This window comes from Actinomycetota bacterium, from assembly GCA_035765775.1.
In the GTDB taxonomy this organism is placed as follows: domain Bacteria; phylum Actinomycetota; class CADDZG01; order JAHWKV01; family JAOPZY01; genus DASTWV01.
In genome coordinates this window covers 1-22,499 of sequence record DASTWV010000031.1, presented here as the reverse complement: position 1 = coordinate 22,499, position 22,499 = coordinate 1, and the positions used below count along the sequence as shown (strand labels likewise).

At 68.2% G+C, this 22,499-nt stretch carries 21 protein-coding genes and 1 pseudogene; 10 read left to right on the top strand and 12 right to left on the bottom strand.

From position 1 onward, the window contains the following. Nucleotides 1–77: 77 nt before the first annotated feature. Nucleotides 78–944, bottom strand: a complete 867-nt coding sequence (locus tag VFW71_06490) for a sigma-70 family RNA polymerase sigma factor (protein HEU5002410.1) — start codon at nt 942–944, stop codon at nt 78–80. A 92-nt stretch (nt 945–1,036) separates the two neighbouring features. Here VFW71_06490 and VFW71_06485 point away from each other — a divergent pair, with 92 nt between their 5' ends. Together VFW71_06485 and VFW71_06480 are read left to right on the top strand one after the other, a co-directional pair. Next, complete coding sequence (locus VFW71_06485; GenBank protein HEU5002409.1) at nt 1,037–1,498, top strand: carboxymuconolactone decarboxylase family protein; 462 nt, start codon at nt 1,037–1,039, stop codon at nt 1,496–1,498. A gap of 30 nt (nt 1,499–1,528) precedes the next feature. Then, complete coding sequence (locus VFW71_06480; protein HEU5002408.1) at nt 1,529–2,095, top strand: dihydrofolate reductase family protein; 567 nt, start codon at nt 1,529–1,531, stop codon at nt 2,093–2,095. Here VFW71_06480 and VFW71_06475 read toward each other — a convergent pair. Continuing rightward, on the bottom strand, nt 2,049–3,332 hold the full coding sequence (locus VFW71_06475) for a CHAP domain-containing protein (protein ID HEU5002407.1): 1,284 nt from the start codon (nt 3,330–3,332) through the stop codon (nt 2,049–2,051). The two genes, VFW71_06480 and VFW71_06475, sit on opposite strands and share 47 nt — an antisense overlap. A 69-nt stretch (nt 3,333–3,401) precedes the next feature. Between VFW71_06475 and VFW71_06470 the strand changes: the two genes are divergently transcribed. Next, nucleotides 3,402–3,680, top strand: coding sequence for a hypothetical protein (locus VFW71_06470; protein ID HEU5002406.1), 279 nt, complete (start codon nt 3,402–3,404; stop codon nt 3,678–3,680). Nucleotides 3,681–3,792: 112 nt separating this feature from the next. Here the strand turns inward: VFW71_06470 and VFW71_06465 are convergent. From VFW71_06465 to VFW71_06450, 4 genes and pseudogenes are all read right to left on the bottom strand, one after another. After that, nucleotides 3,793–4,350 (bottom strand): annotated as a pseudogene (locus tag VFW71_06465) (zinc-binding dehydrogenase). Nucleotides 4,351–4,461: 111 nt separating this feature from the next. Next, nucleotides 4,462–4,896 carry a hypothetical protein gene (locus VFW71_06460; GenBank protein ID HEU5002405.1) on the bottom strand — a complete coding sequence of 145 codons (435 nt, stop codon included), beginning with the start codon at nt 4,894–4,896 and terminating at the stop codon, nt 4,462–4,464. 137 nt (nt 4,897–5,033) lie between these two features. Continuing rightward, nucleotides 5,034–5,567 (bottom strand): DinB family protein, encoded by a 534-nt coding sequence (locus tag VFW71_06455; protein ID HEU5002404.1) that lies wholly within the window; start codon nt 5,565–5,567, stop codon nt 5,034–5,036. 294 nt (nt 5,568–5,861) lie between these two features. Then, complete coding sequence (locus VFW71_06450; GenBank protein HEU5002403.1) at nt 5,862–6,602, bottom strand: DUF899 family protein; 741 nt, start codon at nt 6,600–6,602, stop codon at nt 5,862–5,864. Nucleotides 6,603–6,669: 67 nt separating this feature from the next. On the opposite strand from VFW71_06450, the gene VFW71_06445 reads away from it, so the two are divergent. Both VFW71_06445 and VFW71_06440 read left to right on the top strand, forming a co-directional pair. Continuing rightward, nucleotides 6,670–6,882, top strand: coding sequence for a toxin-antitoxin system antitoxin subunit (locus tag VFW71_06445; GenBank protein HEU5002402.1), 213 nt, complete (start codon nt 6,670–6,672; stop codon nt 6,880–6,882). Nucleotides 6,883–6,929: 47 nt separating this feature from the next. After that, nucleotides 6,930–7,235, top strand: coding sequence for a hypothetical protein (locus tag VFW71_06440; GenBank protein ID HEU5002401.1), 306 nt, complete (start codon nt 6,930–6,932; stop codon nt 7,233–7,235). Between the two features lie 38 nt (nt 7,236–7,273). Here the strand turns inward: VFW71_06440 and VFW71_06435 are convergent, their stop codons facing one another. From VFW71_06435 to VFW71_06425, 3 genes are all read right to left on the bottom strand, one after another. Next, nucleotides 7,274–8,833 (bottom strand): MFS transporter, encoded by a 1,560-nt coding sequence (locus VFW71_06435; protein ID HEU5002400.1) that lies wholly within the window; start codon nt 8,831–8,833, stop codon nt 7,274–7,276. A 106-nt stretch (nt 8,834–8,939) separates the two neighbouring features. Further along, a complete protein-coding gene (locus VFW71_06430) occupies nt 8,940–10,400 on the bottom strand; it encodes an FAD-dependent monooxygenase (GenBank protein HEU5002399.1) in 1,461 nt (486 codons plus the stop codon). Between the two features lie 525 nt (nt 10,401–10,925). After that, nucleotides 10,926–11,333: a hypothetical protein gene (locus VFW71_06425; GenBank protein HEU5002398.1), complete on the bottom strand. Its 408-nt coding sequence runs from the start codon at nt 11,331–11,333 to the stop codon at nt 10,926–10,928. Between the two features lie 424 nt (nt 11,334–11,757). Between VFW71_06425 and VFW71_06420 the strand changes: the two genes are divergently transcribed. Both VFW71_06420 and VFW71_06415 read left to right on the top strand, forming a co-directional pair. Then, entirely contained in the window at nt 11,758–12,615 is an 858-nt protein-coding gene (locus VFW71_06420; GenBank protein HEU5002397.1) for a hypothetical protein, read from the top strand. Between the two features lie 527 nt (nt 12,616–13,142). Continuing rightward, the gene (locus VFW71_06415; GenBank protein ID HEU5002396.1) at nt 13,143–13,835 is read left to right on the top strand and encodes an RHS repeat-associated core domain-containing protein; all 693 of its coding nucleotides are present in this window, start codon (nt 13,143–13,145) and stop codon (nt 13,833–13,835) included. A gap of 1,874 nt (nt 13,836–15,709) precedes the next feature. On the opposite strand, the gene VFW71_06410 is transcribed toward VFW71_06415, so the two are convergent. From VFW71_06410 to VFW71_06400, 3 genes are read right to left on the bottom strand one after another with little or no spacing between them, the layout of a single operon-like run. Beyond that, nucleotides 15,710–17,194: a Fis family transcriptional regulator gene (locus VFW71_06410; GenBank protein HEU5002395.1), complete on the bottom strand. Its 1,485-nt coding sequence runs from the start codon at nt 17,192–17,194 to the stop codon at nt 15,710–15,712. Then, nucleotides 17,191–17,526 (bottom strand): helix-turn-helix transcriptional regulator, encoded by a 336-nt coding sequence (locus VFW71_06405; protein ID HEU5002394.1) that lies wholly within the window; start codon nt 17,524–17,526, stop codon nt 17,191–17,193. The genes VFW71_06410 and VFW71_06405 overlap by 4 nt, the downstream gene beginning before the upstream one ends. Further along, the gene (locus tag VFW71_06400; protein ID HEU5002393.1) at nt 17,523–18,656 is read right to left on the bottom strand and encodes a tyrosine-type recombinase/integrase; all 1,134 of its coding nucleotides are present in this window, start codon (nt 18,654–18,656) and stop codon (nt 17,523–17,525) included. Before VFW71_06400 ends, VFW71_06405 begins: the two co-directional genes overlap by 4 nt. 371 nt (nt 18,657–19,027) lie before the next feature. Between VFW71_06400 and VFW71_06395 the strand changes: the two genes are divergently transcribed. The 3 genes from VFW71_06395 (at nt 19,028) to VFW71_06385 (ending at nt 22,380) form a co-directional block, all read left to right on the top strand. Continuing rightward, the gene (locus VFW71_06395; GenBank protein HEU5002392.1) at nt 19,028–19,231 is read left to right on the top strand and encodes a hypothetical protein; all 204 of its coding nucleotides are present in this window, start codon (nt 19,028–19,030) and stop codon (nt 19,229–19,231) included. Further along, complete coding sequence (locus tag VFW71_06390) at nt 19,228–19,848, top strand: hypothetical protein (protein ID HEU5002391.1); 621 nt, start codon at nt 19,228–19,230, stop codon at nt 19,846–19,848. Before VFW71_06395 ends, VFW71_06390 begins: the two co-directional genes overlap by 4 nt. Before the next feature lie 810 nt (nt 19,849–20,658). Continuing rightward, nucleotides 20,659–22,380 carry a DUF6531 domain-containing protein gene (locus VFW71_06385; GenBank protein ID HEU5002390.1) on the top strand — a complete coding sequence of 574 codons (1,722 nt, stop codon included), beginning with the start codon at nt 20,659–20,661 and terminating at the stop codon, nt 22,378–22,380. Nucleotides 22,381–22,499 lie beyond the last annotated feature (119 nt).

Below are 22,499 nucleotides of genomic sequence, written 5' to 3'. Positions count from 1 at the left end.
ACAGCCACTGGCTGTACGACTCGTGCAACTATGGCCCAGCCCGCGTCCACACCCCCCCGGCGGGCGCGCTGCCCAGGTCAGCGCGCCAGGAGGGCCAGGTCCATGGCCCCGATGCTCTCGGGATCGGCCACGAGGTCGATCTGGCGTACCAGGCCCGCCTCCACGGTGAACTGGAACACCACCCGGGGCGTCTTGCCGGCCATCCACACCCATCCGGGCGCACCGTCGATGAGTGCCATCCGGCAGACCTTGGCCCCACCAGCGAACCTGACCGCCACCGCCTCGGCGCCCCGCACCTCGGCGGCTGAACCCATGCGCACCGAGGCGTCGTCGGCGAACACCACGGCGTCCGGGTCGAGCATGGCCATGAGGGCGTCGAGCGAGCCGCCCCGGGCGGCGGCGAGGAACGCCTCCACCACGGCCCGGTTGGGGCGCAGATCGGTGTCCTCGGCGGCAGATCCGGTCTGGACCTGGCGCCGGGCCCGGCTGGCCAGCTGGCGGGCGGCGGCGGGGGAGCGGCCCACGATGCCGGCAATCTCGTCGAAGGGCAGGTCGAAGAGGTCGTGCAGGACGAAGGCCACCCGCTCGGCGGGCGACAGGGTTTCCAGGACCACGAGGAGGGCCACCCCGAGCGAGTCCGCCAGGACCACCTCGTCCTCCGGGTCCTCGTCCGCCGTCGGCTCCTGCGGCAGCTGCATGCCGAAGGGTTCTTCGCGCCGGGTCTTCCGGGCGCGCAGCTGGTCGAGGCAGACCCGGGAGACCACCGTGGTCAGCCAGCCCCCGAGGTTGTCGACCCCGTCCGCCCCCGATCTGCTCAGGCGCAGCCAGGCTTCCTGCACGGCGTCGTCCGCCTCACTAAAGGACCCGAGCATGCGGTAGGCCACCTGGCGCAGGTGGGTGCGGTGCTCCTCGAAGCGCTCGGCCAGCCAGTCCGCCTCAGTCACATTCGCCTCCTTGCCGTCCGTCTTACCAGATGACGGAGTGGATCTCGCCGCTGTGACAGGCAGTCCAGTGGCCCAACCAGAAGGAGGTCGTCATGAACGCTGCCCGCATGCCCAACCCGGTGTCCGTCCTGCCCGAGGCCCTGCCCGCCCTGCACGCGGTGAACAAGGTGATCGACGGAGCCGGCCTGCCCGTCAAGACCCGGGAGCTCGTCAACCTCCGGGCCAGCCAGATCAACGGGTGCAGCGTGTGCGTCGCCATGCACCCGAAGCTGGCGAAGAAAGCGGGCGAGACCGACCAGCGCCTGTGGGCTGTTGCCGCCTGGCGCGAGGCGCCCTGGTTCGACGACGCCGAGCGGGCCGCCCTCGCCCTGACCGAGGCAGTCACCCGCCTGGCGGACAGCATGGACCCCGTGCCCGACGCGGTATGGGACGAGGCCGCCCGGCATTACGACCAGCAGCAGCTGGCTGCCCTGCTCCTGCAGATCGCCCAGATCAACGTGTGGAACCGGCTGAACGTGGCCGTGCGCCAGGTCGCCGGCGCCGAGTGGAGCTGAGGGGGCCCAGCCACTACCGTAGGGCGCGGAATGCGTCGGCTGGTGTGGATGATGTCGGTCTCGCTCGACGGCTTCATCGCGGGCCCGAACGGTGAGCTGGACTGGCAGCTGGTCGACGAGGAGCTCCACCGGGAGTTCAACCACGTGGTGGCATCCTCGGGAGCCATGCTGGAGGGCCGGGTGATGCACGAGATGATGGCGGGGTTCTGGCCCACCGCCGACCAGGACCCGGCCAACCCTCCGGCCATGGTCGAGTTCGCCGGCATCTGGCGGGAGACGCCCAAGATCGTGTACTCGCGGACGCTCACCGATGCGGCGTGGAACGCGACGCTTGTCCCCGAGGTGGTGGCCGAGGAGGTGCTCGCCCTCAAGGCGGAGGCGGGCAGCGACCTCCTGACCGGCGGGGCTGACCTAGCAGGTACCTTCCTGCGCCTCGGGCTGATCGACGAGTTCCGGATCTACGTGCACCCGGCCATCCTCGGGGCCGGCACGCGCATGCTGCCCCCAACCGAAGGCCCGCTGCCCCTGCGGCTGGTGGAGTCCCGCACCTTCACCAGCGGTGTTGTCCTGCTGCGCTACGAGACCGCCGGATCCTGAACGCCAGGCCACCCCCGGCGGCGCCCAGCCCAGCGAGGACGGCGGCCGCCCAGGCCCACGCCGGGAGGGGGGCCAGTGCGCTCACCTGCACCGTCCGGGTCAGGGGGCACGCCGGGGCCGTGGCCGCCGACGGCAGCACCACCGACAGGCAGAGCGTGAGGCTGTGGCGCCGGCCGCCGGTCGGCCGCACGTGCCACTGCCAGACCGCGTCCGCTCCGATCGCCTGCGAGCCCGGTGTGGTCGCCTGGACGGCGAATCCCCGGCCCTGCAGGGTGGCCACGAGGGCGGTGCCGGTAGGGAGGGTCGCTGTCCCGGTGAGGCCGGTGGACCCGGTGGGCCCGGCTGTCCCGGTGGGCACGGCCTCGGAGGCCAGTGCCGCCGCCAGTGCGCCGGTCTGCCCGATGCGGGCGGAGACGAGGTCTTCCGACCCGGGCTGGAGGGACGGCGGCGTGCTGAATGCCACATAGGACTGGGCGTGCCGGGCAAGACCGGCTGCCAGGGCGTCCAACCTGGGGCCTGGCGGCGGCGCGGGGCTGGGCGACGGCGACGGGGGCGGGGGAGGCGGTGGCGGGGGAGCAGGTCTCGGCGAGGGAGCCGGGGGGTGGAAGGGGAACCCGTGCGGCGCTCCCTGGTCCCTTATGTGCAGGAAGGCGTCGACCGCCCGGGGCGAGAGCACCCGGGTGTCGTAGGTGCCGTCGAGGCGGGCGTTGTACTCGCCGATGACCGCCGCCCCGTTGCCCTGGACCGCCAGCACCACACCGACGTGGCCCAAGCCCGCGTCCACCTCGGTCCCCCACCAGGCCACCGCCCCGACGGTCGGGTAGCGGGTGATGTCCGCCGGGGCGACCTGGGCCTTCCACTGGGCGGCATTGCCGTGCACCAGGGATGCGGTGAAGCCCAGCACGTACGCGACGTAGTCGGTGCAGTTGCGGTACCCGAAGCCCCGGGGCGAGATGGTGCTGGGCTCGTCCACGGTCTCCTGGCCGGCGACCAGCGTGGAGGGGATGGGTCCCCAGTCGAAGTCGTCACACCACTCGGTGCCGGCCGGGCCGCTCGTAGCCTGCGGGGACCACTCGCAGGGCATCGACGCAGCCGGGTACCCGCCGGTGTCGGCCTGGGCGGCCGGAGTGGGGGTCACGAGCGGGAAGGCGAGGAGCGCGGCGGCTGTGGCTCCCAGCCAGAACACCAGGGCGAGCGTGGCCGCCGTGCTGCGCGCCTGGTGGTTCCCGGTCCGCATGCCGCTCCTCACAGGTCCCCTTCAGGGGCCAGATTACCCAGCGCTCCGCCGAGCCCATACCATGGGTGTTTGGGTACTCAGGAGCTGGGGGATCCCTGCCCGCACTGCGGTGCGGCCAGGGCGGCGGACAGGCACCGCTGCCCGATCGACCTCGAGCCCGGGGGCTGCCGGTGCTGCCCCCGGTGCGAGCAGACCTGCGCCGATCTGGCCTGGCACAAGGAGGCGCTGGGGGCGGCGAGCTTCATCGACCCGGGCAAGGGCGAGGTCGAGATCACCTACTGGATGGGCGTCTCCGGGCCGGCGGGCGAAGAGGAGCCCGGGCACCCGCGCGGCGAGGCGGGCCAGTAGCTCATGTACCTCGACCACGGCGCCGGGCTGTCCGACCGGCTCTTCACTGCCTTCGCCCGGAGTCGAAGCTGGCGTCGCCCCTGCTCAACAGCCCGATGTTCCGCGCCTCACACGGCCACAGTAGGGCCTTGATGGCCCGGCGCTCGTCCATCGCCCGGTAGCCCTCGTCGACCTGTTCCAGAGGCAGGAACAGGTCGAACACCTTCCCCGGGACGATCTTGGCGCCCAACACGAGGTCGATGAGCTGGGGCAGGAAGCGCCGGGCGGGCGCCGGGCCGCCGCGGATACCCACGTGGGCGGAGAAGGGGTCCGCACCCGGGATGCTGACGCCGTGCGGGACGCCGACCACGCCTACAAAGCCCCCGGGGCGGGTGGAGTGCAGCGCCTGCACCATCGACTCGCCGGTGCCGACGCACTCCAGCGTGGCGTCGGCCCCCACCCCCGACGTCAACTCCTTGATCCGGGCGGCGCCCTCGTCGGCCCGCTCGGCGACGATGTCGGTGGCCCCGAACTCGCGGGCCAGGGACTGGCGGGGGGCGTGCCGGCTCATGGCGATGATCCGAGCCGCCCCCCGGCGTGCCGCCGAAAGCACACCCAGCAGCGCCACGGCGCCGTCGCCCACCACCGCCACCTTCATGCCGGGCCGGACCTGGGCGCACTCGGCGGCGAACTAAATACATGCCGGAACAAACTTGTGGATCCGGCCGCCATATTGGCGGCGATTTCCACACGTTTCTACTCCCGCGGCGAGCTCGATGGCTCGGGCTCGGCGGCTTCGGGGTCAGCTGAGCACGAAGCGGGCCTCGCCGCTCAACGGGGTCACGGAGTAGAGCTCGGTCTGGCCGTGGTTGAAGATCGGCACGATCGAGAACCGGTGGACCGTCGTGATGCCTTCGGTGTGGATCGGCACCTGCTCGGACGAGCCGAGGTTGACGGCCGGGATCAGCACACTGAACACCGTGTTGCCGGAATCGACGGTCATCTGGATGCTCACGGTGACCAGGGTGCCGATCTCGGTGTCCACGGTGCGGATCTCGCTGCCCGAGAAGGTCAGCGTGTGGGTGCCGTTCTGGTACGAGAAGTGGGGCTTCCCGTCGATCCCCGTCGTGGCGTACATGACGTGGAGGGTCCCGCCCTGGAGGGTGTACAGGTTCGGGGTATGGACCGAGGGGAGTGCCGCGGGGGCCAGACCGCCCTGCTGCTGTGCCGTCGCCATCGTGTGCTCCTTTCCCGCACCGGTTCTCCGCCGGCCGCCCACCGGCCGGGGGGGCGGTGCTGGAACGAGCATTTCAGCCGGACCTGTGCCGCAACAATGGTGCTATCCCCCCGAATTGCGAGGGGGTGCTGGCACCCCTACGGCGTCAGGGACCGCATGTAGTCGATGACGTCGACGCTCTCGGGCGGCGAGCCGAGGCCGCTCAGGGCGGCCGCCACCTCGCCCCGGTGGTGGGAGGTGTGGTTCGACAGGTGCAGGATCGTCTGCCAAAGGGGGAACCGCTCCACGACGTCCCGGGTGGCGCTGCGGTAGGTCACCTCCCGGGCTATGTCGGCCTCGGTCAGGTGGTCAAGCCATGCCCGGCGGCGCTGTTCGAGTTGCTCCCAGTGCTCCCGCACGTCGTCCATCGTGGGGTAGTCGGCAGCGCCCGGGAGGGGAGCGAAGGCATCGCCCTGCCAGCGACGGAACCAGACCGTCTCGGCGCCCAGGACATGGGCAATGGCGGCCGCCAGCGACCCGTCCTCGTTGCCGTCTGGGATCGCGCCCGGACGCCGGAGCGCCTCATCGCTCAGGGCCCGGGCGGCGGTGGTGATGCGCGGGCGGGCCCAGTCGTGGAAGCCGATGACCCATTGCAACTGGGCGAGTGCGGGGGACTCCCCGGCCGGGCTCATGGTCCAAGTCTGCCAGAGACAGCGAGCTTTGCGGTCCGATGCGACATTTCCCTCACCCGTCCGAGGGAAATAGCCAAGCTCCGTTCCCGGCCGCGCAGGGTTTGGCGGTAGCAGCCTTGCAGCTGGACCCCTATTCCCCGGGCGAGGGCTTGTCGGATGATCCAGAGGTACAGGCGGCTGGCGCCGGCCCATATCATCTGTGCGGCGGGGCCTTTTCGAAGATCAGGGACCGCCGGGTAGAGGGTGGCCGAGCCGAGGGTCACCCGCAGGTGTCCACCCGCCGGATGGCCAGAGTCAACCCTCCGGCCCGTAGGCCAGGAGCTCACCCCAGTCTGGTCGGCGACCTTCCGGGGTGAGGTCGAGCAGGTTCCAGAACGGTTCAAGCGTCCCGACGTGGCGCGGGTCCTGGCCTGGCTCCGCCGGTTCGTAGAAGAGCTCCGATCCCCAGAAGTGCCGGACCGCGTCCCCGTCCCGGGTGAAGACATTGAGCATCGGCACCGGGCGGCCCTCGGGCGTGACGGCGTGGTAGTCGGCGCTGTAGGTGTTGCCTGCCGTAGACAGCAACCGGATCCTGCGCCATCCCCGGACCTCGGCGAACTCCAGCACGAGCGGCAGGGGAGCCCGGACGGCAATCGCCAGGTTGATGAGCGGGGCGGCGTGCTCGGCCGCCCCCTCGAGCTGGTCGATCAACGCCACGCAGGACGGGCAGGGACCCGCGATCAGCGGCAGGAGCGCGGTCTTTCCTCGAGCAGGCCCGGGTCTTCGATCCCCGGGGTCGCGGGGGAACATGAAGCTGTAGATGACCAGCGAAGGCTTGCCGCCCTCGAAGAGTTCCGACATGGCGACGGGGGCGGGCGCCTGGCCGGGATAGGCGCCGTCGAAGAGGAAGTCCTCCGGGATGGTGCCGCCCGGCGGCAGGGCCCGGCGCAGCTCGGCCACCCGTTCCGTCGCCCGGCGCAGGTCGAACTCGGCCGCCAGCAACCGCTTCCGGGCCGCCCGGTCGTCGTCAGACTCGCCCGGGAAGGTGATGCCCATGTACTCCTCCCTCCGCCATTCCGCATACAATTTGTCGCCTGAGTATGCTGAACGTATGCGAACTCGGGTGACCGTTTCGGTGGACGAGACGATCGTAAAGGCAGCAGAGGCCGCCGTGGCCGAGGGCCGGGCACCGTCGCTGAGCGCCTGGGTGGCGGCTGCCATGGCGGATCGGGCCCGGCGCGAGTCCCTGGCCTCGGTCCTTGCCGACATCCGTGCCGACCTGGGCCCGCCCACCGACGACGAGACAGCATGGGCGAGAACCGTCCTCGGCCTGTAGTCCTCGATGCGGGCGGCCTGATCGCGGTCGACAGGGGAGATCGTCGCATGATCAGGCTGCTCGAACTAGCCGGCGAGGTCCATATACCTGCGGGCGCGCTGGCCCAGGTCTGGCGAAACCCGGCCCGACAGGTGCGGCTGGTCAGGCTGGCGGCCGCGGACGGCGTCGTCCTGCACGCCTTGGACGGGACTGCCGCCCGGGCGGCTGGGCAGCTCTGTGCTGCCGCGGGCACCGCGGACGTCATCGATGCCTCGGTCGTTCTCGTGACGCGGCTTGTCCAGGGCGTGGCGGTCACGAGTGACGCGGACGACCTGCGCCGCCTTGACCAGGGCATCCACGTGGCCCCCTGCTGAGCCCGGCCCCCTGCACTTCCAGTTGCCGGACGACCCCGTTACTGCTCGACCGGCTTCGCCAGACGGTCGGAGCGCTGGAACTTCCACACCAGCCCCGCGGTCACCAGGAGCATGATGGCCCCGCCGATCATCGCGGACGAAAACGCCTGCGCGAAGGTCACCTGGGCGGCGTGGGCGACGGCACGCCCGGTCTGGGCAGGAAGGGATGCCGCCGACTGGATGGCCCCGCTCACTGAGGTCCGGACCGTGGCCGCCACCGGCCCCGGGAGGGGAGGCACCCGGTGCAGGATCCGACCCTGGTAGACGGAGTTGAGGATCGATCCCAGCACCGCGATCCCGAGGGCGCCACCCAGCTCCCGGGAGGTGTCGTTGACCGCCGAGCCGATGCCGGACTTCGCCCGCCGGACGGCCGACATGATCAGCGTGGTCGAGGGGGCTGTCGTCTGCCCCAGGCCGAGGCCGATGAGGCACTCCCCGGGGATCAGGACCGCCAGCGAGGTCGTGGGGGTGGCCCGCGACAGCACGAGGAACCCGGCGGCGCTCGCCAGCAGGCCGGTACCGACGACGATGCGCGGGCCCAGGCGGCGCACGAGCCGGGCGGACAGGGGCGCCCCGACCATCGAGAGCACCCCGATCGGTACCGTGGCGAGGGCGCTCTTCAGCGGGGCGTACCCGTGGGACAGCTGGTAGTACTGCAGGATGACGAAGAAGAGCCCGTAGAGCGCGAAGTACTGCAGGGCGATCGTTCCCGCCCCGATCGCCATGTTGGGGTTGCGGAACAGCCGGATGTCCAGCATGGGGTCCGGGTTGCGCAGCTCCCAGGCGACGAAGCCCACCAGCAGGATGGCGCCCACCGCCAGGGTCGCCAGGACCGGCCCGGACCGCCAGCCCCGCCCGGGCCCCTCGATGATCCCGTAAAGCAGGATCGTCAGCCCGGTGACGGTCAGCAGCGTGCCCGCCGGGTCGAGGGTGGTGTCCCGCGGGTCCTTGGAGTTGGGGACCAGGAACGCCCCCGCCAGCAGGGCGACGGCCACGATCGGGATGTTGATGGCGAAGGCCGATCCCCAGTAGTAGTGGTCGAGCAGGTACCCGGCGACCAGGGGTCCCAGGATGCCGCCGAAACCGGCGAAGCCCGCCCAGATCGCGATGGCCTTGCCCCGTTCCTCGTGCGAGAAGACGTTGGTGAGGATCGACAGCGTGCCCGGCATGATGAATGCCGCCCCGGCGCCCATGACCCCCCGCAGCACGATCAGCTCCCAGGAGCTGGTCGCCCCCATGGCAACGAGGGAGGCAACGGCCAGCACCACCAGGCCCAGCTGGAGGGCGGTCTTGCGCCCGTAGCGGTCGGTCAGCGCCCCGGCGGGGAGCAGCAGCCCGGCGAAAATCAGGCTGTAGGCGTCCACGATCCACTGGAGGCTGCTGTCGCTGGCGTGCAGGGCCTTCTGCAGGCTCGGCAGGTTGACGCTGAGCGAGGCGTTGTTGGCGACGATCAACGTCAGGCTCAGGCAGAGCACGCCCAGCGTCCACCAGCGTTTGGGGTCCTCCGCCGGGGCTGCGGGATGCGGGGCGGCCTCTCCCGTCTGGTCAGTCGTACTCATGGGGGTGTCCAGTCAAGATAGCCGGAGACCATCGGTGCGAGCGCCGACGGTGACCTAAGCGGCTGCGAGTCCCTGAGAGCCCACGACCATCCCTCTGAGGCTCCCTTCACAATGGGGAGGAAGGTGGCCCGAACCAGGCCGCCACGGCCTGGGGCAGGCCCGGGTCCATCAGATCGCCCACCCAGGCGACGTGCCCGTCGGGACGGATCAGCACGGCCGGGGGAGGGGTGACCGGGCCGAGCACCGGGAGCTCCCACGAGCCGGCGTAGGCGGCATCGACCCGTCGCACGCGGCCTTCCCAGGGCGCCAGGTCAAAGCCCTCGGGGGCACCGAGGTTCAGCAGCACGGGGCGGGCTTCGTGCAGCAGGCTGAACACGCGGAGCGGGCCGTCGGCGGTGACCAGGTCGAGATCCGGCATGCGGCGCCCGAGGAGCGGGTGCCCGTTCCCGAGGTCGTAGTGGATGTCCAGGCCGCACATCATGCCGGCGAACCGCGTGCGGGGCTCGTCCATGCTCAGCAGCTCGGTCAGGGTCGCGCGCAACGCCTCGGTGCGCTCGTCCGTTGCCCGGAGCGGAGCCTGGGCCATGGAAGTGCGCAGCACGCGGGCACCGACCGGGTGCCATTCGGCGTGGTAGGTGTCCAGCAGGTGGTCGGGCGACGTCCCCTTGACCACCTGGGCCAGCTTCCATCCGAGGTTCACGGCGTCCTGCACCCCGGTGTTGAGTCCCTGTCCGCCTTGCGGCGGGTGCACGTGGGCGGCGTCGCCCGCCAGCAGCACCCGTCCCGCGCGGTAGGACGCCGCCTGCCGGGTCATGTCGGTGAAGCGGGAGATCCGGGTTGGGCTGTGCACGCCGTAGTCGGTGCCGTAGACGGCGACGAGTGCCTCGCGGACATCGTGCAGGGTGGGCTCGCCGGCGTGGAGGACGTCGCGCTCGGTGACCACGACCCCGATCGACCGGCCGTCCTCCGCCCGGCCGATGCCGCCGCCCTCAGGGCGCATGCCGAACTCCGGCTCCTCGTCCATCTGGACCTCGGCCATCAGCCAGCTGGTCGTCGGATCCCACCCGGGGAACTCGATGCCGGCCGCTTTCCGGACCACGCTGCGCCCTCCGTCGCACCCGACGAGGTACCCCGCCCGGAGCGACTGGCCGCCCGCCAGCTCGACGTCGACCCCGGTATCGTCCTGGACGAATCCGGTGACCTCACGCTCCCGGGCGATCGGCACCGCCAGCTCGCTCACCCAGCCGGCCAGGATGCGCTCGAAGTGGCTCTGCATCAGCGCCAGCCCGTAGTTGTGCCGGGTGGGGAAGTCGCTGATGTCCAGCCGGACCCCGGCGAAGCTCTGGATCTGCACCGCCGTGCCCTCGGCAAGGAACCGGTCGGCGATGCCCCGCTGATCGAGGACCTCGATGGTGCGCGAGTGCAGGCCCCGGGAGCGGGAGCCATCGAGGTCCTGGCTGGCGCGGCGCTCGAGGACCACGACATCGACCCCCGCCAGGGCCAGCTCACCCGCCAGCATGAGCCCGGTCGGACCCCCGCCGACGATCGCCACAGCATGGTCGGTCATCGGCTCACCGGGGCAGCCGGGTGGGGAGCACATCGATCGGCCCGGGGCCCGAGCGCGGGGAACCGCGGCCGGGCGGGTCGGTTCACCAACAGCGACAGCCGCATTCGATCACTCCTTTGGTAGGTACGTCTCTGGCCGCTGCGCTCCCAAATGGCGCGGGCAATGTCAGCACATGCCAGGGCCTTGCGGGAAGCCCCCCTCCCTGCGATACGATTTTGCTGCCGGGGGGTGGGCGAGGCCCGGGTGCCTCTGGGCAGGGCACGACCGTGACCCTGCACCCCGCCAGCCGCATCCCACTGCCTTCCTTGGGTGCCTTCTCGCGGACCGGTCAACCGTTCTGGTAGTAGAGCAATGGGTGCCCGTTGCGGTTGAGGAAATAGATGTGGCTGACAAGCTGGGAGTAGGCGGATGGGCCGACGACAACGACCAGCGATTTCTGGACGAGGGCGTCACCGCTGCGTGCGCCACCGCCACCGAATAGGCGTCGGCGGGGGCACCTTTGACGCTCACCACGGAGTGATGCCCCTAGTCGTAGGAAGTGTCGACGTACGAGTCGTACACCCCTGCCCACCAAGACCGATCGGACAAAGCTAGATCGGCGTAAAAGCCTTCTCCATTCAGGTAGCCGGCTTCGGTAACGGCGGCGGCCCGCGCGGAGGTGTCGAAGCTCTGCACTCCTGTCGGGCCTGGGCACGACTCGATGCCGGCCCCATCTACTGCCGGTGTTGCCGCGGAATACAGCCCGGTGGGAAACCTCGGTACACCCACCGCCGGGAGGGTGCCCACGGCCGAACCTTTCATCGCGAGCACCTGCACCGTGCCGTCTACAGGAATCTCCGTCAAGGCTGTATCAGGCGAGAAACCGTTGCCACCGGCGGTGTCGAAGTAGATGTCTCCGCCGGGGGCAACGGCGATGCCCTCCGCGCTGAACACGCCGGAGGGGCCTCCGGTGGAGGAGGAACGCCGGTAGCGGTGGCCAGCGGCTCGAGCCCACCCGGGGTAATGCGTTCCAGCCCGCTGCCGTGCTCAGCGACGACAACAGTGCCGTCGGGCGCGGTGGTGAGTCCCGTCGCGTGGGGTGTCCAGTGCGCGGCGGAACCCGGCGCCCCGGCCTCGCTGCAGCAAACCCATCAGCGAGTCAGGGGCTGCCCATTGAGGGTCCGTCTCCGATGTCGCCACGTCCACCAGGATGCCGCTTCGGGGCGAAGCAGGGGCTACGCTCGGATACCTTCCGGCCGGACGCCCTCGCCATCTCAGGTTCTGGGTTCTCCCGTCAAAACGGTCCCGGCTCCGGTACTCGACGGCGTTCTCGGCATCGCACGGGGAGCCCGGGCAGGAAGCGTAAGATCCGTGCGCGATGAGACTCCCCTGGGAGGGTGCCCGCGGTGCTGGGCTCGTTGGCGCGCTGGCCGCGGTGCTCATCCTGGGTGCCTGCGGCGCCGCCAAGCCCGCCGCAAACTCATCGTCGAGCCCCACGGCAGAGAGCTCGATTGGGAGCCCCAGCCCCAGCCCGAGCCCCAGCAGCCCGCAGGCAGCCGCCAGTGCGTCGCCGGCGACGCCGAGCACACCTCCGAAACAGGGCTCGCCCACCACCAACCCGTCGACGCCCAAGGCCTCGTCTGGGACCGGAACTCCCGGCAGCGGTGGCGGCACTGGTGGGGGGAACGGCGGAGGCGGCACAAGCACCGGGTGCACGCTGTCGGTCATCGAGGCGGTCGCCGGGGAGTCCAGCGCCGAGGACGACGCCAAGTCCCCGGGGTGGGGCCCGATCAGGGCGAACGGGTGGACTGCGTTTGTGCCCGGGGGCAACTGGATCATTACGGCGAGCGATGCGGGAGCCGACATCATGTCGCCCGACGGAAAGTCGGACTCCAGCCTGGAAGAGTGGGACGCCCAGACGCCCTGGACCGTGGCCGGTCTCCAGGACAAGCTGCTCGCAGAGGTCAGCAACGTGCAGACGATCTGCACCGCCGGGGCCGAGACCGTCGGCAACACCCACGCCACCGAATTCACCGGCACGTTCCGGGGCGAGGCGATTCACGGCGTGATCCTCGTGTCGTTGCTGACTCCGACAGCGGCGAACCTGTACCAGGCCCAGACCCGGAGCATGTACTCACCCGTCTCAGCGTGGTCGGCCGATGAAGCGACGACGCTGATGGTCATCAGCAAGCGGGCGATCCAGAGCCCGAACTCCCTGCCCATTCCTCAGGGTTGATGTCCGCTAGCTCATGGGACGTCTTTCGCCATAACGTTCTTAATCCTTAAGGAGACAGGCCTAGCGATATTGTTCTTTCTTCTGGCCGTTGTCGGCCCATTATTAACGCTCATCAATTTAGACAACTGATACCTCTCGGGCAGTGAAAGGCTCGGCCTTCATGCGGCGGGCTGTTCGAAGGCGCGAGTGACAGCCCGGTGATTAGGTGGGGATGGAAGCCCGTTTGACCGATTCAGAACGAGTGCTGAAAAGCGCGCGCCCCTCGTCCAGCCCCAGAACGCTCACACAACTTCAGGTGACGCAGCCGGACGGCATTCAATGGCCGATCCCCCGGAACCTTTGCACCACCACCGCCTACGACGGCCCGGGCTCCCGAGTCGATCCAACAGGGCCAGCGTGAAGCTGGCCAGCACTCAGGCCACCTACGCCTACAACGGAGACGGTCTCCGTATGTCCAAGACCGTCGGTGGCACCCGTCTCTCAGGAGACCTGGGACGTGGCCGGGGGCCTGCCTCCGCTGGTGGTGGATGGGTCAACGGACTACGTCTACGGACCGGGCGGACTGCCTCTGGAGCGGCTCAGCTCGCCTGGGACCCTCTTCTACCACCAGGACCAGTTGGGTTCACGAGGGCGTTGACCAACTCGTCGGGCGTCACGGTCACCACCTTCGATGCCTACGGTCACTGACGGCCTCGACGGGTTCCGTATCGAACCCCTTCGGTTTCGCGGGGCAATATACAGACGCCGAAACCGGCCTCGTTTATCTCCGTTCCCGCTACTACGACCCCGCAACCGCGCAGTTCCTGAGCAGGGATCCGCTAGCAGCCCTGACGCGGGAGGCCTACGGCTACGTAGGGGGGAATCCCCTGAACGCGACTGACCTGAATGGCTTCAACTGTATCCCAACGGGGCCCCTGAATGGCACCGCGACCGCAGGGCCGGGCGGATCGCCTTTGCCGCTTCTCGGCGGCATCGCCGAGAACGCCGGCATCGCGGTTGTCTATCAAGAGTCTTCCTTAACAGACTACTATCCGAGAATGCCGCTCTCCGTTGAAGCTTTCTTGGTCCTGATGTTAGGGGGATTGGTCGTGGGAGTTGGGGCTTACTTCGCCTCTCACGAAAGGCCCTCGCGAACGAGTGTGCTTAAGGCAGCTGGCGCGGGAGCTGTCTCCGGGTTTTTGCTGTGGATATTTGCGATGCTTATGTCAGCATTGCATTAACTGAGGCTCCAGCTGAGTTAGGCTTCCCTGCCGGGGACGGCTCAGCATGGATGCAGCGATCGCCACAGCCTCAGGGGAGGCCCGGGGAGGCTCAGCACGAGCACCTCAGCTCTCGCATCCGCTGCGCCTAATGCCACTCTGCTGGTAAGGCTAGCTGTTCCACAGCAATGAGTAGGCCCCTGGATCCGGCCGGCGCCCGACTCCCGTCACAGATGAAGGGTCCAGTCCGGAAGACCAGGAGGGTCGAAGAGGACCGCCACATTGTCCGCGGACGGGCCGACGGAGTTGTTTACCCGGCCCTCCCCGAGCAAGAGTTCGACCAAGGATGGCCCGACTTTGAGACTGATTCTTCTGCACCAAAACCCTGGTGGAGTTGCCCAAGGGAGATAATGCAGTCTCACGTCAGTGAAGCTCTGACCTACCAGGGGAGCCCAGCCACTGCGGGTCGTGACGTCCCAGATTGCGGCGTCTGCTTTCTCGTTCAGCGCCGACCCAATCAAGTGTCCCGCGCGAAGCCCAAGCCCCTCATGAACGCCAGGCGGGTCCCAAGTCGATGAAAAGACTCTGCCGTCTGCGGTCTCGAGTTCCACACCGAAGTCCACGCTGTCGCAATCTGGGAATCTCCACGAAGGCTCGGACCATTCCCTCGGATCCAATATGAGCCGGGGTCCCTTGGCCGCTGGCGCCCGGCGGTCACGCGCGTAGTCGAGTGTGAAGTAGCGCACATGCTGCAGCTGGGCGCCGACGAGCGACCGGGCATGGTTCACTCGCTCTTGCATGCCGGCGGGGTCAGGTACCCAAGACCAAAAGCGCTCCACTGCCCCATAGGCTCCTGGCTACTTTCCGGTGACGGTTACCGTGGCCACAGGCTCGAGAGGCAGCATCCGGCCCAATGCGGTGTCTGCGGTGACCTCGGGGTAGAAGGGGAGTGGGTTGAGGTCGGCGACGACCTTCATGACGACGGAGGTTGATGCAGATCGCCCCGCTTGGAGGGTGCCCAACGGACAGTTCACTAGCTGCGTGCCCTCAGCCTGAGTCGCATGGCAGGCCTGACCGACTGCCCAGACCAAAGCTGGCGTTCCCGGGCAGACGGAGACTGACTGCGGGCATGAGACTGTGGTCGCGGCCGGGACGAGGTCAACGTCGTTGGCGGCGGTGGCGCCCTCGTTGGTTACCGTCACGCTGTAGGTCACCTCATTCGCCGATCTTGACACGGGAGGGAGAGGCAACAATGGTCGAGCTGAGCGGGTACCGGCAGCTGCGTCAGCGGGATGGCCGACGTACAACCCAGCTTCCCAGGCCCAAACGACGGTGTACTGACGGTGTACTGAAGGGTGGGACAGCACAACGCGTCGTCTGCTGTGTAGGCAGACTCCATCATGGTGATTGTGGTGCCGATCGGGCTCAACGGGCCGGTCCGGGGTTCCTCGGAGGTGGCGAACTCACCTGGTTGACGTAGGCAGCAGCGTCTCCAAGAGATGCGCTGACGTGTGGCTGGTTGCCTGGTCGAACACGAAGAGTCCCTTCGGGAACCCGCCGGTCCCCTCTGTGCACGTGGCCAGGACGATGGCAAGGTAGCGGTCCTGCTCCGGGGCGACCTAGTTCACCTGCCCCACGGTGGCTGGCAACGGTGACGCCAAGGACCCCCGGACAGTCGAGAAAAGGAAGTACGGCGAGGGGCCAATCGACTGTCTCCAGGGGCCCATCGTAGGGCGTGGCTGCCACTGCCGAGCTTGTCCCACCGTTCATCCGCGCCGAATCTGACGGCGTCGGTGTGGCGGTGGGAGTGGACGTGCAACTGGCGCAAGGAGCACCGCCAGAACCGCAGCACATCGGACGAAAACCGCCCCGAGCCGGTTGGAGGACACCAGCTGTCACCTGGCAAGGCTGGCGTAGCGCAACCAGTCGGCGCCGGCGGCCTGCGCGTGCTTCATGGCCGTCACGGGCGAAATCCCCAGGGCCTGCGCCAGCAAGGTCGGCGGGCCCTCCCGCACCAGCTGGTGCCAGGTGCCCGTCTTCGTCGCCATGACCGGCACGCCGATGCTCCGGAGCTGAGTGACCAGTGTGCCTGGATCGATATGGCGGCCGGCCAGCACGCCCGGGAAGACCCACGGGCTCGTGGCATTGGTGGCGGTCTGCATGTTGGGTCGGGCGGCGAGGTGGGTGCACACCAGGACGGCCAGGGGTTCCGGAACCTCCAGCCAGTCCGCAGCAATCCGGATCCGGACCCTCCCGCCGTCCAGCACCGACAGCTGTTCCAGGCGCAGGCCGGAGATGCGTACGGCCGGCTGACCGAACAGCAACACAAGGGCGCCGGCGACCCGCCAATGAAGATGGAGGGCGTCGTTGAGCAGCAACCGGCGCAGACTGCTGAGGCGCTCACTCTCGCTGACCTTGGGATGGGAACGGGGCTCGGCCCGGGGCACGTCAACCCGGCCGGCGCGCCGGGTGCGGATGGCCCAGTAGGCGAACGGGTGCGAGAGCTTTCGGGTTGAGGTGCCACCAGCGAACCAGGCGTCTACGTCCCCCTGGGTCCACTCCGCAAGCGACCGCCCCCGCTGGCTCAGCCACTCCAGCAGCTCAATTGCGGTGGTGACCGACTGCTTGGCTCGGAGGAAGGAGTTCGTACCCACCGCGGTGTCGGCTGCATGGTTGCGCAGGTGGGGCAGCACGTGCCAGCGCACAAAGGCCTCGACGGCCCGGCGGTGCTCGGGATCGGCCACGCTGGCCAGCTTGGGCGCACACCACCGCTGAAACGCGGCCAGGTAGCGGTCACGCCCGGGTAGGGCTCCGTGGGCCACCAGGAGCTCCCGCATGTGCTCCACCGTCCGGGAGGCCGGCAAGGCGTCGATAGCGGCATGGGTGAGCGCCACCTCGCCGCTGGCGAGCTGGCGGAGCATCTCCTGGACCCGGGCGGACCGCAGCCAGGTGATGCCGCTGTTAGCGCTGGCCATGCCTTTCAGTGCGTCGGCCAGGGGGACAAGGGCCATGGGCGGGTTGCCGTCCGGCCCGGCAAGGAGGGCGTCGACCTGGTCGGCGAGGGCGCACCGCCAGCAGGTGCCGGCCCGGTACAGCCACGCCTCGGTCGCGCAGCGTAGGCAGTCGACCGGCAGCGAGATGCCGCTACACGTACGGCAGATCGGCCTGCCGTCAGCGTCGAAGCCCGGAAGAACTCCCTGGTGGCTGCAGCCGGCGCACACGCCGCTCGTACGCTTGGCCCGGGCGGCGCAGTGCTGGCACACAACCCCCTCGGGCCAACGGCCGTAAGGTGGCAGGCAGCCGCCGCAGCGAACGCAGGGGCGGTAGCGCTCGGGATCCTCCCGGCAGCGTGCCCGCGCCTTGCGGGTGGGGCCGCTCATTCGGGGTCGACGATGCGGGCCCGCTCCGGCCGCAAGCTGGGGCGCATCTCGACAACGCCGCCACCCTCCGCCTTCTTGGCTCGGGCAGCCGCCTCCACGTAGGGCTCGATCAGATCCGCCGGGCTGCACTCGAAGATGTCGCACAGCGCAACCAGGATTGGCATGGACAGGCGCTGCGGCTTGTCAGTGACCAGCCGGTAGACCTGGGTGTCGGACAGCTCCACGCCCCGCTCCCTCAGCAGGGGGACAAGCTGCGTCGTCTTCCACATGTCGTGGGCAGCCATGAGCCGGCGCAGGTGCCAGTGAAAGTTGAGCCTGCGGCGGGGCATCAGGACCCCTCCCCGGCGCCGTCGGCGAGCGCCCTGGTCACCGTCCCGTCGAGGATCGACCGCACGGTCCGGGTGCGGAAGTCTGATGATACTGACGTGTACAGCGCCGTCGTCGAGGCGTAGGAGTGGCCGACCTGCTGCTGGACGAAGAGCGGATCCCTGCCATCCTCGATGAGGTGGGTGACATAGGAGTGGCGCAGGCAGTGCATGCCTAGCTGTTCGGGCAGCCCGACCGCGTCCCGCCACTCGGCGAAGCGAGCGCCTACTGGCATGATCCCAACCCGGGCCGACCGCTCGCTTGGCCACAGCGCCGAGCTCTGGGCGGCAGTGTCGAACAGGTCCCGGTAGGTCCCCAACCATTCGTTCACCACCCGCACCGACCACGGGAACACGGTGAGCACACTGCGCCGCTTGGGGGCGGACCCCTTGTTAGCTTTTCCCCAGCGCACGTAGACCACGCCGCGGTCGCCGAACTCGGAGGCGTGCGGGTTCGTGCCGAAATCCTGCACATCGAGCATTACCACCTCCCGCCGGCGCAGCCCCCAGGCGTACGCCACTTTGAAGGTAGCGGCGTCCCGCAGCAGAGGCAGCCAGGCCTTGTTGCCCGCCTGCCGAGCGGCGGCCACCTGGTCGTCGGCGAAGTCGAACAGGCGCTGCAGCTCCACCCTGGTGAGGCTGCGTCCCTCGGGGCGGCCCTCCTGCTCGACGCTGTGGACGGCCATGTTCCACTCGAAGCAGATCTGGGCTGGGTGGGTGCCGAACAACCGCAGGCACACGTCGTTCCACTGGTAGCGAGGGTCGGTGGCGTAGTCGAGGAACTGGCGGATGGCGGCCTGGTAGCTGCGCACGGTGGTCCTGGCGACCGGCCGAGCCCCGCTGCGCAGGTGAGCGGTGAACTGTTCCACGTCCTGCGGACGCCACTGCCACGGGTACTCGTTGGTGAAGCGCTGAAAGCGCGCCAGCGAGGAGAGGCGGTCTTCGATCGTGGAGCGATTCAGATTGCGAGCCAGTTGCTGGTCCCGCCAGCCGTCCACCATCGCGGACAGGACCTGGTCCTCGGGCCGAAGCAGGGAGGCCGACGCATCCAGCAACAGGCCGGGAGCGGCCCCCGGAACTCTCCATGTCGAACCCATCAGCACCCCCAGATCGTGGCGGAAACGACGTAGGAATCCTGCATCAGATGCAATCTGAGGTCAAGGACCTAAGCAGGCGAACGAGTTTCGATCTGTCGAGCCAGGCGCTGAATCAGCAGAAGGGACCTTGCCCGGCTCCGCCGGACAGTGAGAAGTGCCTGGTCAGGCAGGGAATTCAGCCCGAACTCGGGAGGTGCCATGAGTAGGTGCGTCCGCTGCAACTCATTGCACTAGGTTCGTAATAATGAATCTTATGTCTGACACAGGCGGACCCACGCCCTCAGTACATGAGGAGCACCGAGGTAGACAACCAGTGATCCGTCCTTGCCCCCGTCATCCACGGCGCCGTGCCGCTAGGTTAGCCTGGCACTATGTCGAAAGAGCCAACCAACGAGCAGAAACAATCCGATTGGGACGACATCAACCGTCTCGTGACCGAAGGGGCGCTGCCGTCGCCGGATGACGACCGCCCGGTATTCGTGGCACCAGGCAAGCCGCGACCGTGGCCGCGGGCCACGCAAGAGGAGTTGGAGGCCTTCGCTCGGGAGCAGTGGGCGCTGTACCGCTCCGGGTGAGCCAGGACAGCGCAACCGCGGCGCCTCTGGACCTCCGTCGCATCATTGAGGTTCTTGATCGGCACGATGTCGAGTACGTACTGGTTGGTGGTGTCGCAGCCCGCCTGCACGGCGCCCGCCGGCTGACGATGGACCTAGACCTCTGCCCCTCCTGGCACGAGGAGAACCTCGGCCGCCTGGCGGACGCACTCAATGACTTGGGTGCCACCCTGAAGGGGATCCCGGCCTCAGTATCCCTCCCCCCGGTCACGGCCGCGATCCTCCGCACGATGGAAGTCGGTCCGTGGCGTACCCCTGCAGGCGATATTGATGTACTCCAGGGAATCCCGGCGGACAGCCATTGGCGACTGGTCGATTTCGATTCGCTCATACAAAGAGCCGTCGAGCGGGACCTCGCTGGCTGCACTGTGTATGTCGCTGCCTTGGACGACATAGTCGCCTCGAAACGAATTTCAGGACGGCCGAGCGATGTTGAGGCGCTCCCGGAACTTGAGACCCTGCACAACCCGCCCGGTGACAGCTCCACAGGGGTGACCAAGCCTCCGGATCCCGGTGCGGTCACCGCCTATTCCCTCCCCCCCGTCCAACCACATTCAAACGAAGAGCTTGAACGGTAACAATTATTCTTATGTCGGGTGTGAGGCGGCCCGACCCCGGGACGGAGCAGGCGGTGGCCTCGAGATGTCCAGCACGCTGGGGCGGCGAAGCCCGGCCGCCGGCGGCAGGCCGCGGGTGGGCCCCGGTGCCGGCGGTCACGGCGTCCCGGCGGCGATGCCGTGCGGGGAGAAGACGGAGTACGTGACGCGTTTCGTGCCTGAGGAGCCACCGGCCCGCTGGCGCCAGAATGGCGCACGCCACGTGGGCCTGGGCAAGGGTCGCCACCCGCCGCGACTTGACTCCCCCGCGAGACATTCGGCTAGCCACTCTGTACCAGTTCTTGACGGCACGCCCACGCTAGCGGCCGGCAGGGCTGCGCGCCTAGCTCACTAAACGCCGGACCTACTATAAGGCCTTAAGTACTCCCCCAGGCCAAGGCACACCAATTAAGAGGAGGGCTCCGGCTCCTCAATCGGAACTACGTAACTTGGGCCACTCCCGATTGCTTCATTGGGGATTAAGGCCAAGGTCCCTGAGACCGACTCTTATCCGAGATACCTCTGACTAGTTTCAAGCACCGCTAAGGAGGGTTCCCTTCGATGCTGACCTCTGTTCGCACGCGCCCCTGTACAGGCTTCGCTTGGCGGCGGTCCATTGCGCTCGTCCTTGCCGTGCTCATCGTCGGGCCGCTGCTGGCGATTGTGCCTTCGGTCCTCCTACCGTCGGCTGCGCTGGCCACCGCGCCACCTTCGCTTGCCGTCTATGTCGGGTATGCGGATAATTTGCGGCCCAGCGGCTTTTTTCCCAACCCCTGGTATGGGAGCTCGGGGGTGACTTTCGAAGGGTGCGCTCCCCCTTCAGGCTGCACCTATGACGGTGGCGCCATCGAGGTGGTGAACACGTCCGGCGCGGCGGTGACCGTCAACTCCTTGACCGCTACGTTCTCGACGTGCACCTTCAACATCTGGCCCGCCAACGTGTCCTTGCCGGCCGGAGGCACGCTCATCTACACCCAGACCATCAGCGGGCCCAGTGGCGGGTGCCAGACCAACGGGAGCTTCGACACGTCCGACGTCGGGCCCAACGGCTCGACCTGGTCCAGCTGTACGAACTCCGGGGTCATTCCCCTGGTGAACATCACGGTGAATAACACCGCCGAAAGCTTCACCGACTCCGCACAAGTGCTGAACACGGGCGGCATCGACGTGGCCAACTGCCCGCTCAACAGCAACGAGTCAAAGCCGTGGACACAGGTCAACGGTTCTTTGACGCCAGCGGTGATCAACGGTGGCGGAAACGTCTCAGCGCCCCAGATCCTGACGTGCAACCAGGGCGGCTACCCCGTGAATTGTGCCACCGGTGATTTCTGGCACACCTTCGACGAGCTGTCCGTTCCCGGCCGAGGGCCGGCCCTGGATTTCTCGCTGACCTACAACTCGCTGTCGGCTGCCCAGGCGTCTCCCCTGGGCTTCGGCTGGACGTTCACCTATGGGATGGGTCTCTCCATCGACCCCAACACCGGCAATGCGACCGTCTACCAGGAGAACGGGTCAATCGTGCCGTTCACCTCCTCGGGTGGCTCGTACCAGGCACCAGCCTATGCGGCGGTGACACTCGTCCACAACGGGGATGGCACCTACACCTTCACCCGCCGCCATGGTGGGCTGCAGTTCCGCTTCTCCTCGGCTGGTCAGCTCCTCTCGATCACCGACCGCAATGGGTATGCCACGACGCTCACCTACAACGGGTCGGGGCAACTTACCACCGTCACCGATCCGGCCGGCCGGCGGTTGAACATCAGTTACGGGACCAACGGCAAGATCTCCCAGGTCTCAGACCCCCTTCGCCAGGTCGGCTACCTCTACGATCCGTCGGGCAATCTGGCCACGATCACGGCGGTCGACGGGGGGCTCACCACCTTCGGCTACGACCCGAACCACCTGCTGTTGACCATGACAGATCCAAAGGGCGGGAAGGTCACCAATACCTACAACGCCTCGGCCCAGGTCACCGCTCAGACCGACGCTATGAACCGGACCACGAATTTCACCTATTCGGGCGGCACGACGACCATCACCGATCCTGGCGGCAACATAACCCGCGAGCAGTTCTCCAATGGGGAGCCCGTCGCCATCACCGACGGGTACGGGACCTCAGCCGAGGCCACGTGGACCTATCACTACGATCCCAACTCGTTAGCCCTGTTGAGCTCCATCGATCCCAACAACCACACGGCGACATACCAGGCCGATGTCGACGGGGACCCGACGAGCCGAACCGACGCCATAGGGCGAACGACGTCCGTCGCGTACAACAGCTTCGACGAGCCCACGGCAGCGGTCGACGCCAAGGGGGTGACGACCACGATGACCTACAACAGCGCGGGAAACCTGCTCACGCGCTCGACACCGCTGGTCGGCTCCAGTCCTGCCCAGGTGCAGACCGTTACCTACACCTACGGGGACAGCTCGCACCCGGGCGACATCACCTCGATGACCGACGCCGACAACCAGGTGTGGCTCTACACCTATGAAGCGCCCTGGGTTCGGTAGACACTCACGGGATTGGATCTAGGGCCTCGCCGCTGTGGCTGCTACGACGGTAGTACTCGGCTTCGAACTCTGCCGGTGGCACGCCTCCGTTCGCGCCGTGGATCCTGCGGTTGTTCCAC

Coding starts and splice junctions, on each gene's coding strand:
- VFW71_06485 (HEU5002409.1), top strand. CDS start 1,037: ATGAACGCTGCCCGCATGCCCAACCCGGTGTCCGTCCTGCCCGAGGCC.
- VFW71_06480 (HEU5002408.1), top strand. CDS start 1,529: ATGCGTCGGCTGGTGTGGATGATGTCGGTCTCGCTCGACGGCTTCATC.
- VFW71_06475 (HEU5002407.1), bottom strand. CDS start 3,332: ATGCGGACCGGGAACCACCAGGCGCGCAGCACGGCGGCCACGCTCGCC.
- VFW71_06460 (HEU5002405.1), bottom strand. CDS start 4,896: ATGGCGACGGCACAGCAGCAGGGCGGTCTGGCCCCCGCGGCACTCCCC.
- VFW71_06455 (HEU5002404.1), bottom strand. CDS start 5,567: ATGAGCCCGGCCGGGGAGTCCCCCGCACTCGCCCAGTTGCAATGGGTC.
- VFW71_06450 (HEU5002403.1), bottom strand. CDS start 6,602: ATGGGCATCACCTTCCCGGGCGAGTCTGACGACGACCGGGCGGCCCGG.
- VFW71_06440 (HEU5002401.1), top strand. CDS start 6,930: ATGATCAGGCTGCTCGAACTAGCCGGCGAGGTCCATATACCTGCGGGC.
- VFW71_06435 (HEU5002400.1), bottom strand. CDS start 8,833: ATGAGTACGACTGACCAGACGGGAGAGGCCGCCCCGCATCCCGCAGCC.
- VFW71_06430 (HEU5002399.1), bottom strand. CDS start 10,400: ATGACCGACCATGCTGTGGCGATCGTCGGCGGGGGTCCGACCGGGCTC.
- VFW71_06420 (HEU5002397.1), top strand. CDS start 11,758: ATGAGACTCCCCTGGGAGGGTGCCCGCGGTGCTGGGCTCGTTGGCGCG.
- VFW71_06415 (HEU5002396.1), top strand. CDS start 13,143: ATGGGTCAACGGACTACGTCTACGGACCGGGCGGACTGCCTCTGGAGC.
- VFW71_06410 (HEU5002395.1), bottom strand. CDS start 17,194: ATGAGCGGCCCCACCCGCAAGGCGCGGGCACGCTGCCGGGAGGATCCC.
- VFW71_06400 (HEU5002393.1), bottom strand. CDS start 18,656: ATGGGTTCGACATGGAGAGTTCCGGGGGCCGCTCCCGGCCTGTTGCTG.
- VFW71_06395 (HEU5002392.1), top strand. CDS start 19,028: ATGTCGAAAGAGCCAACCAACGAGCAGAAACAATCCGATTGGGACGAC.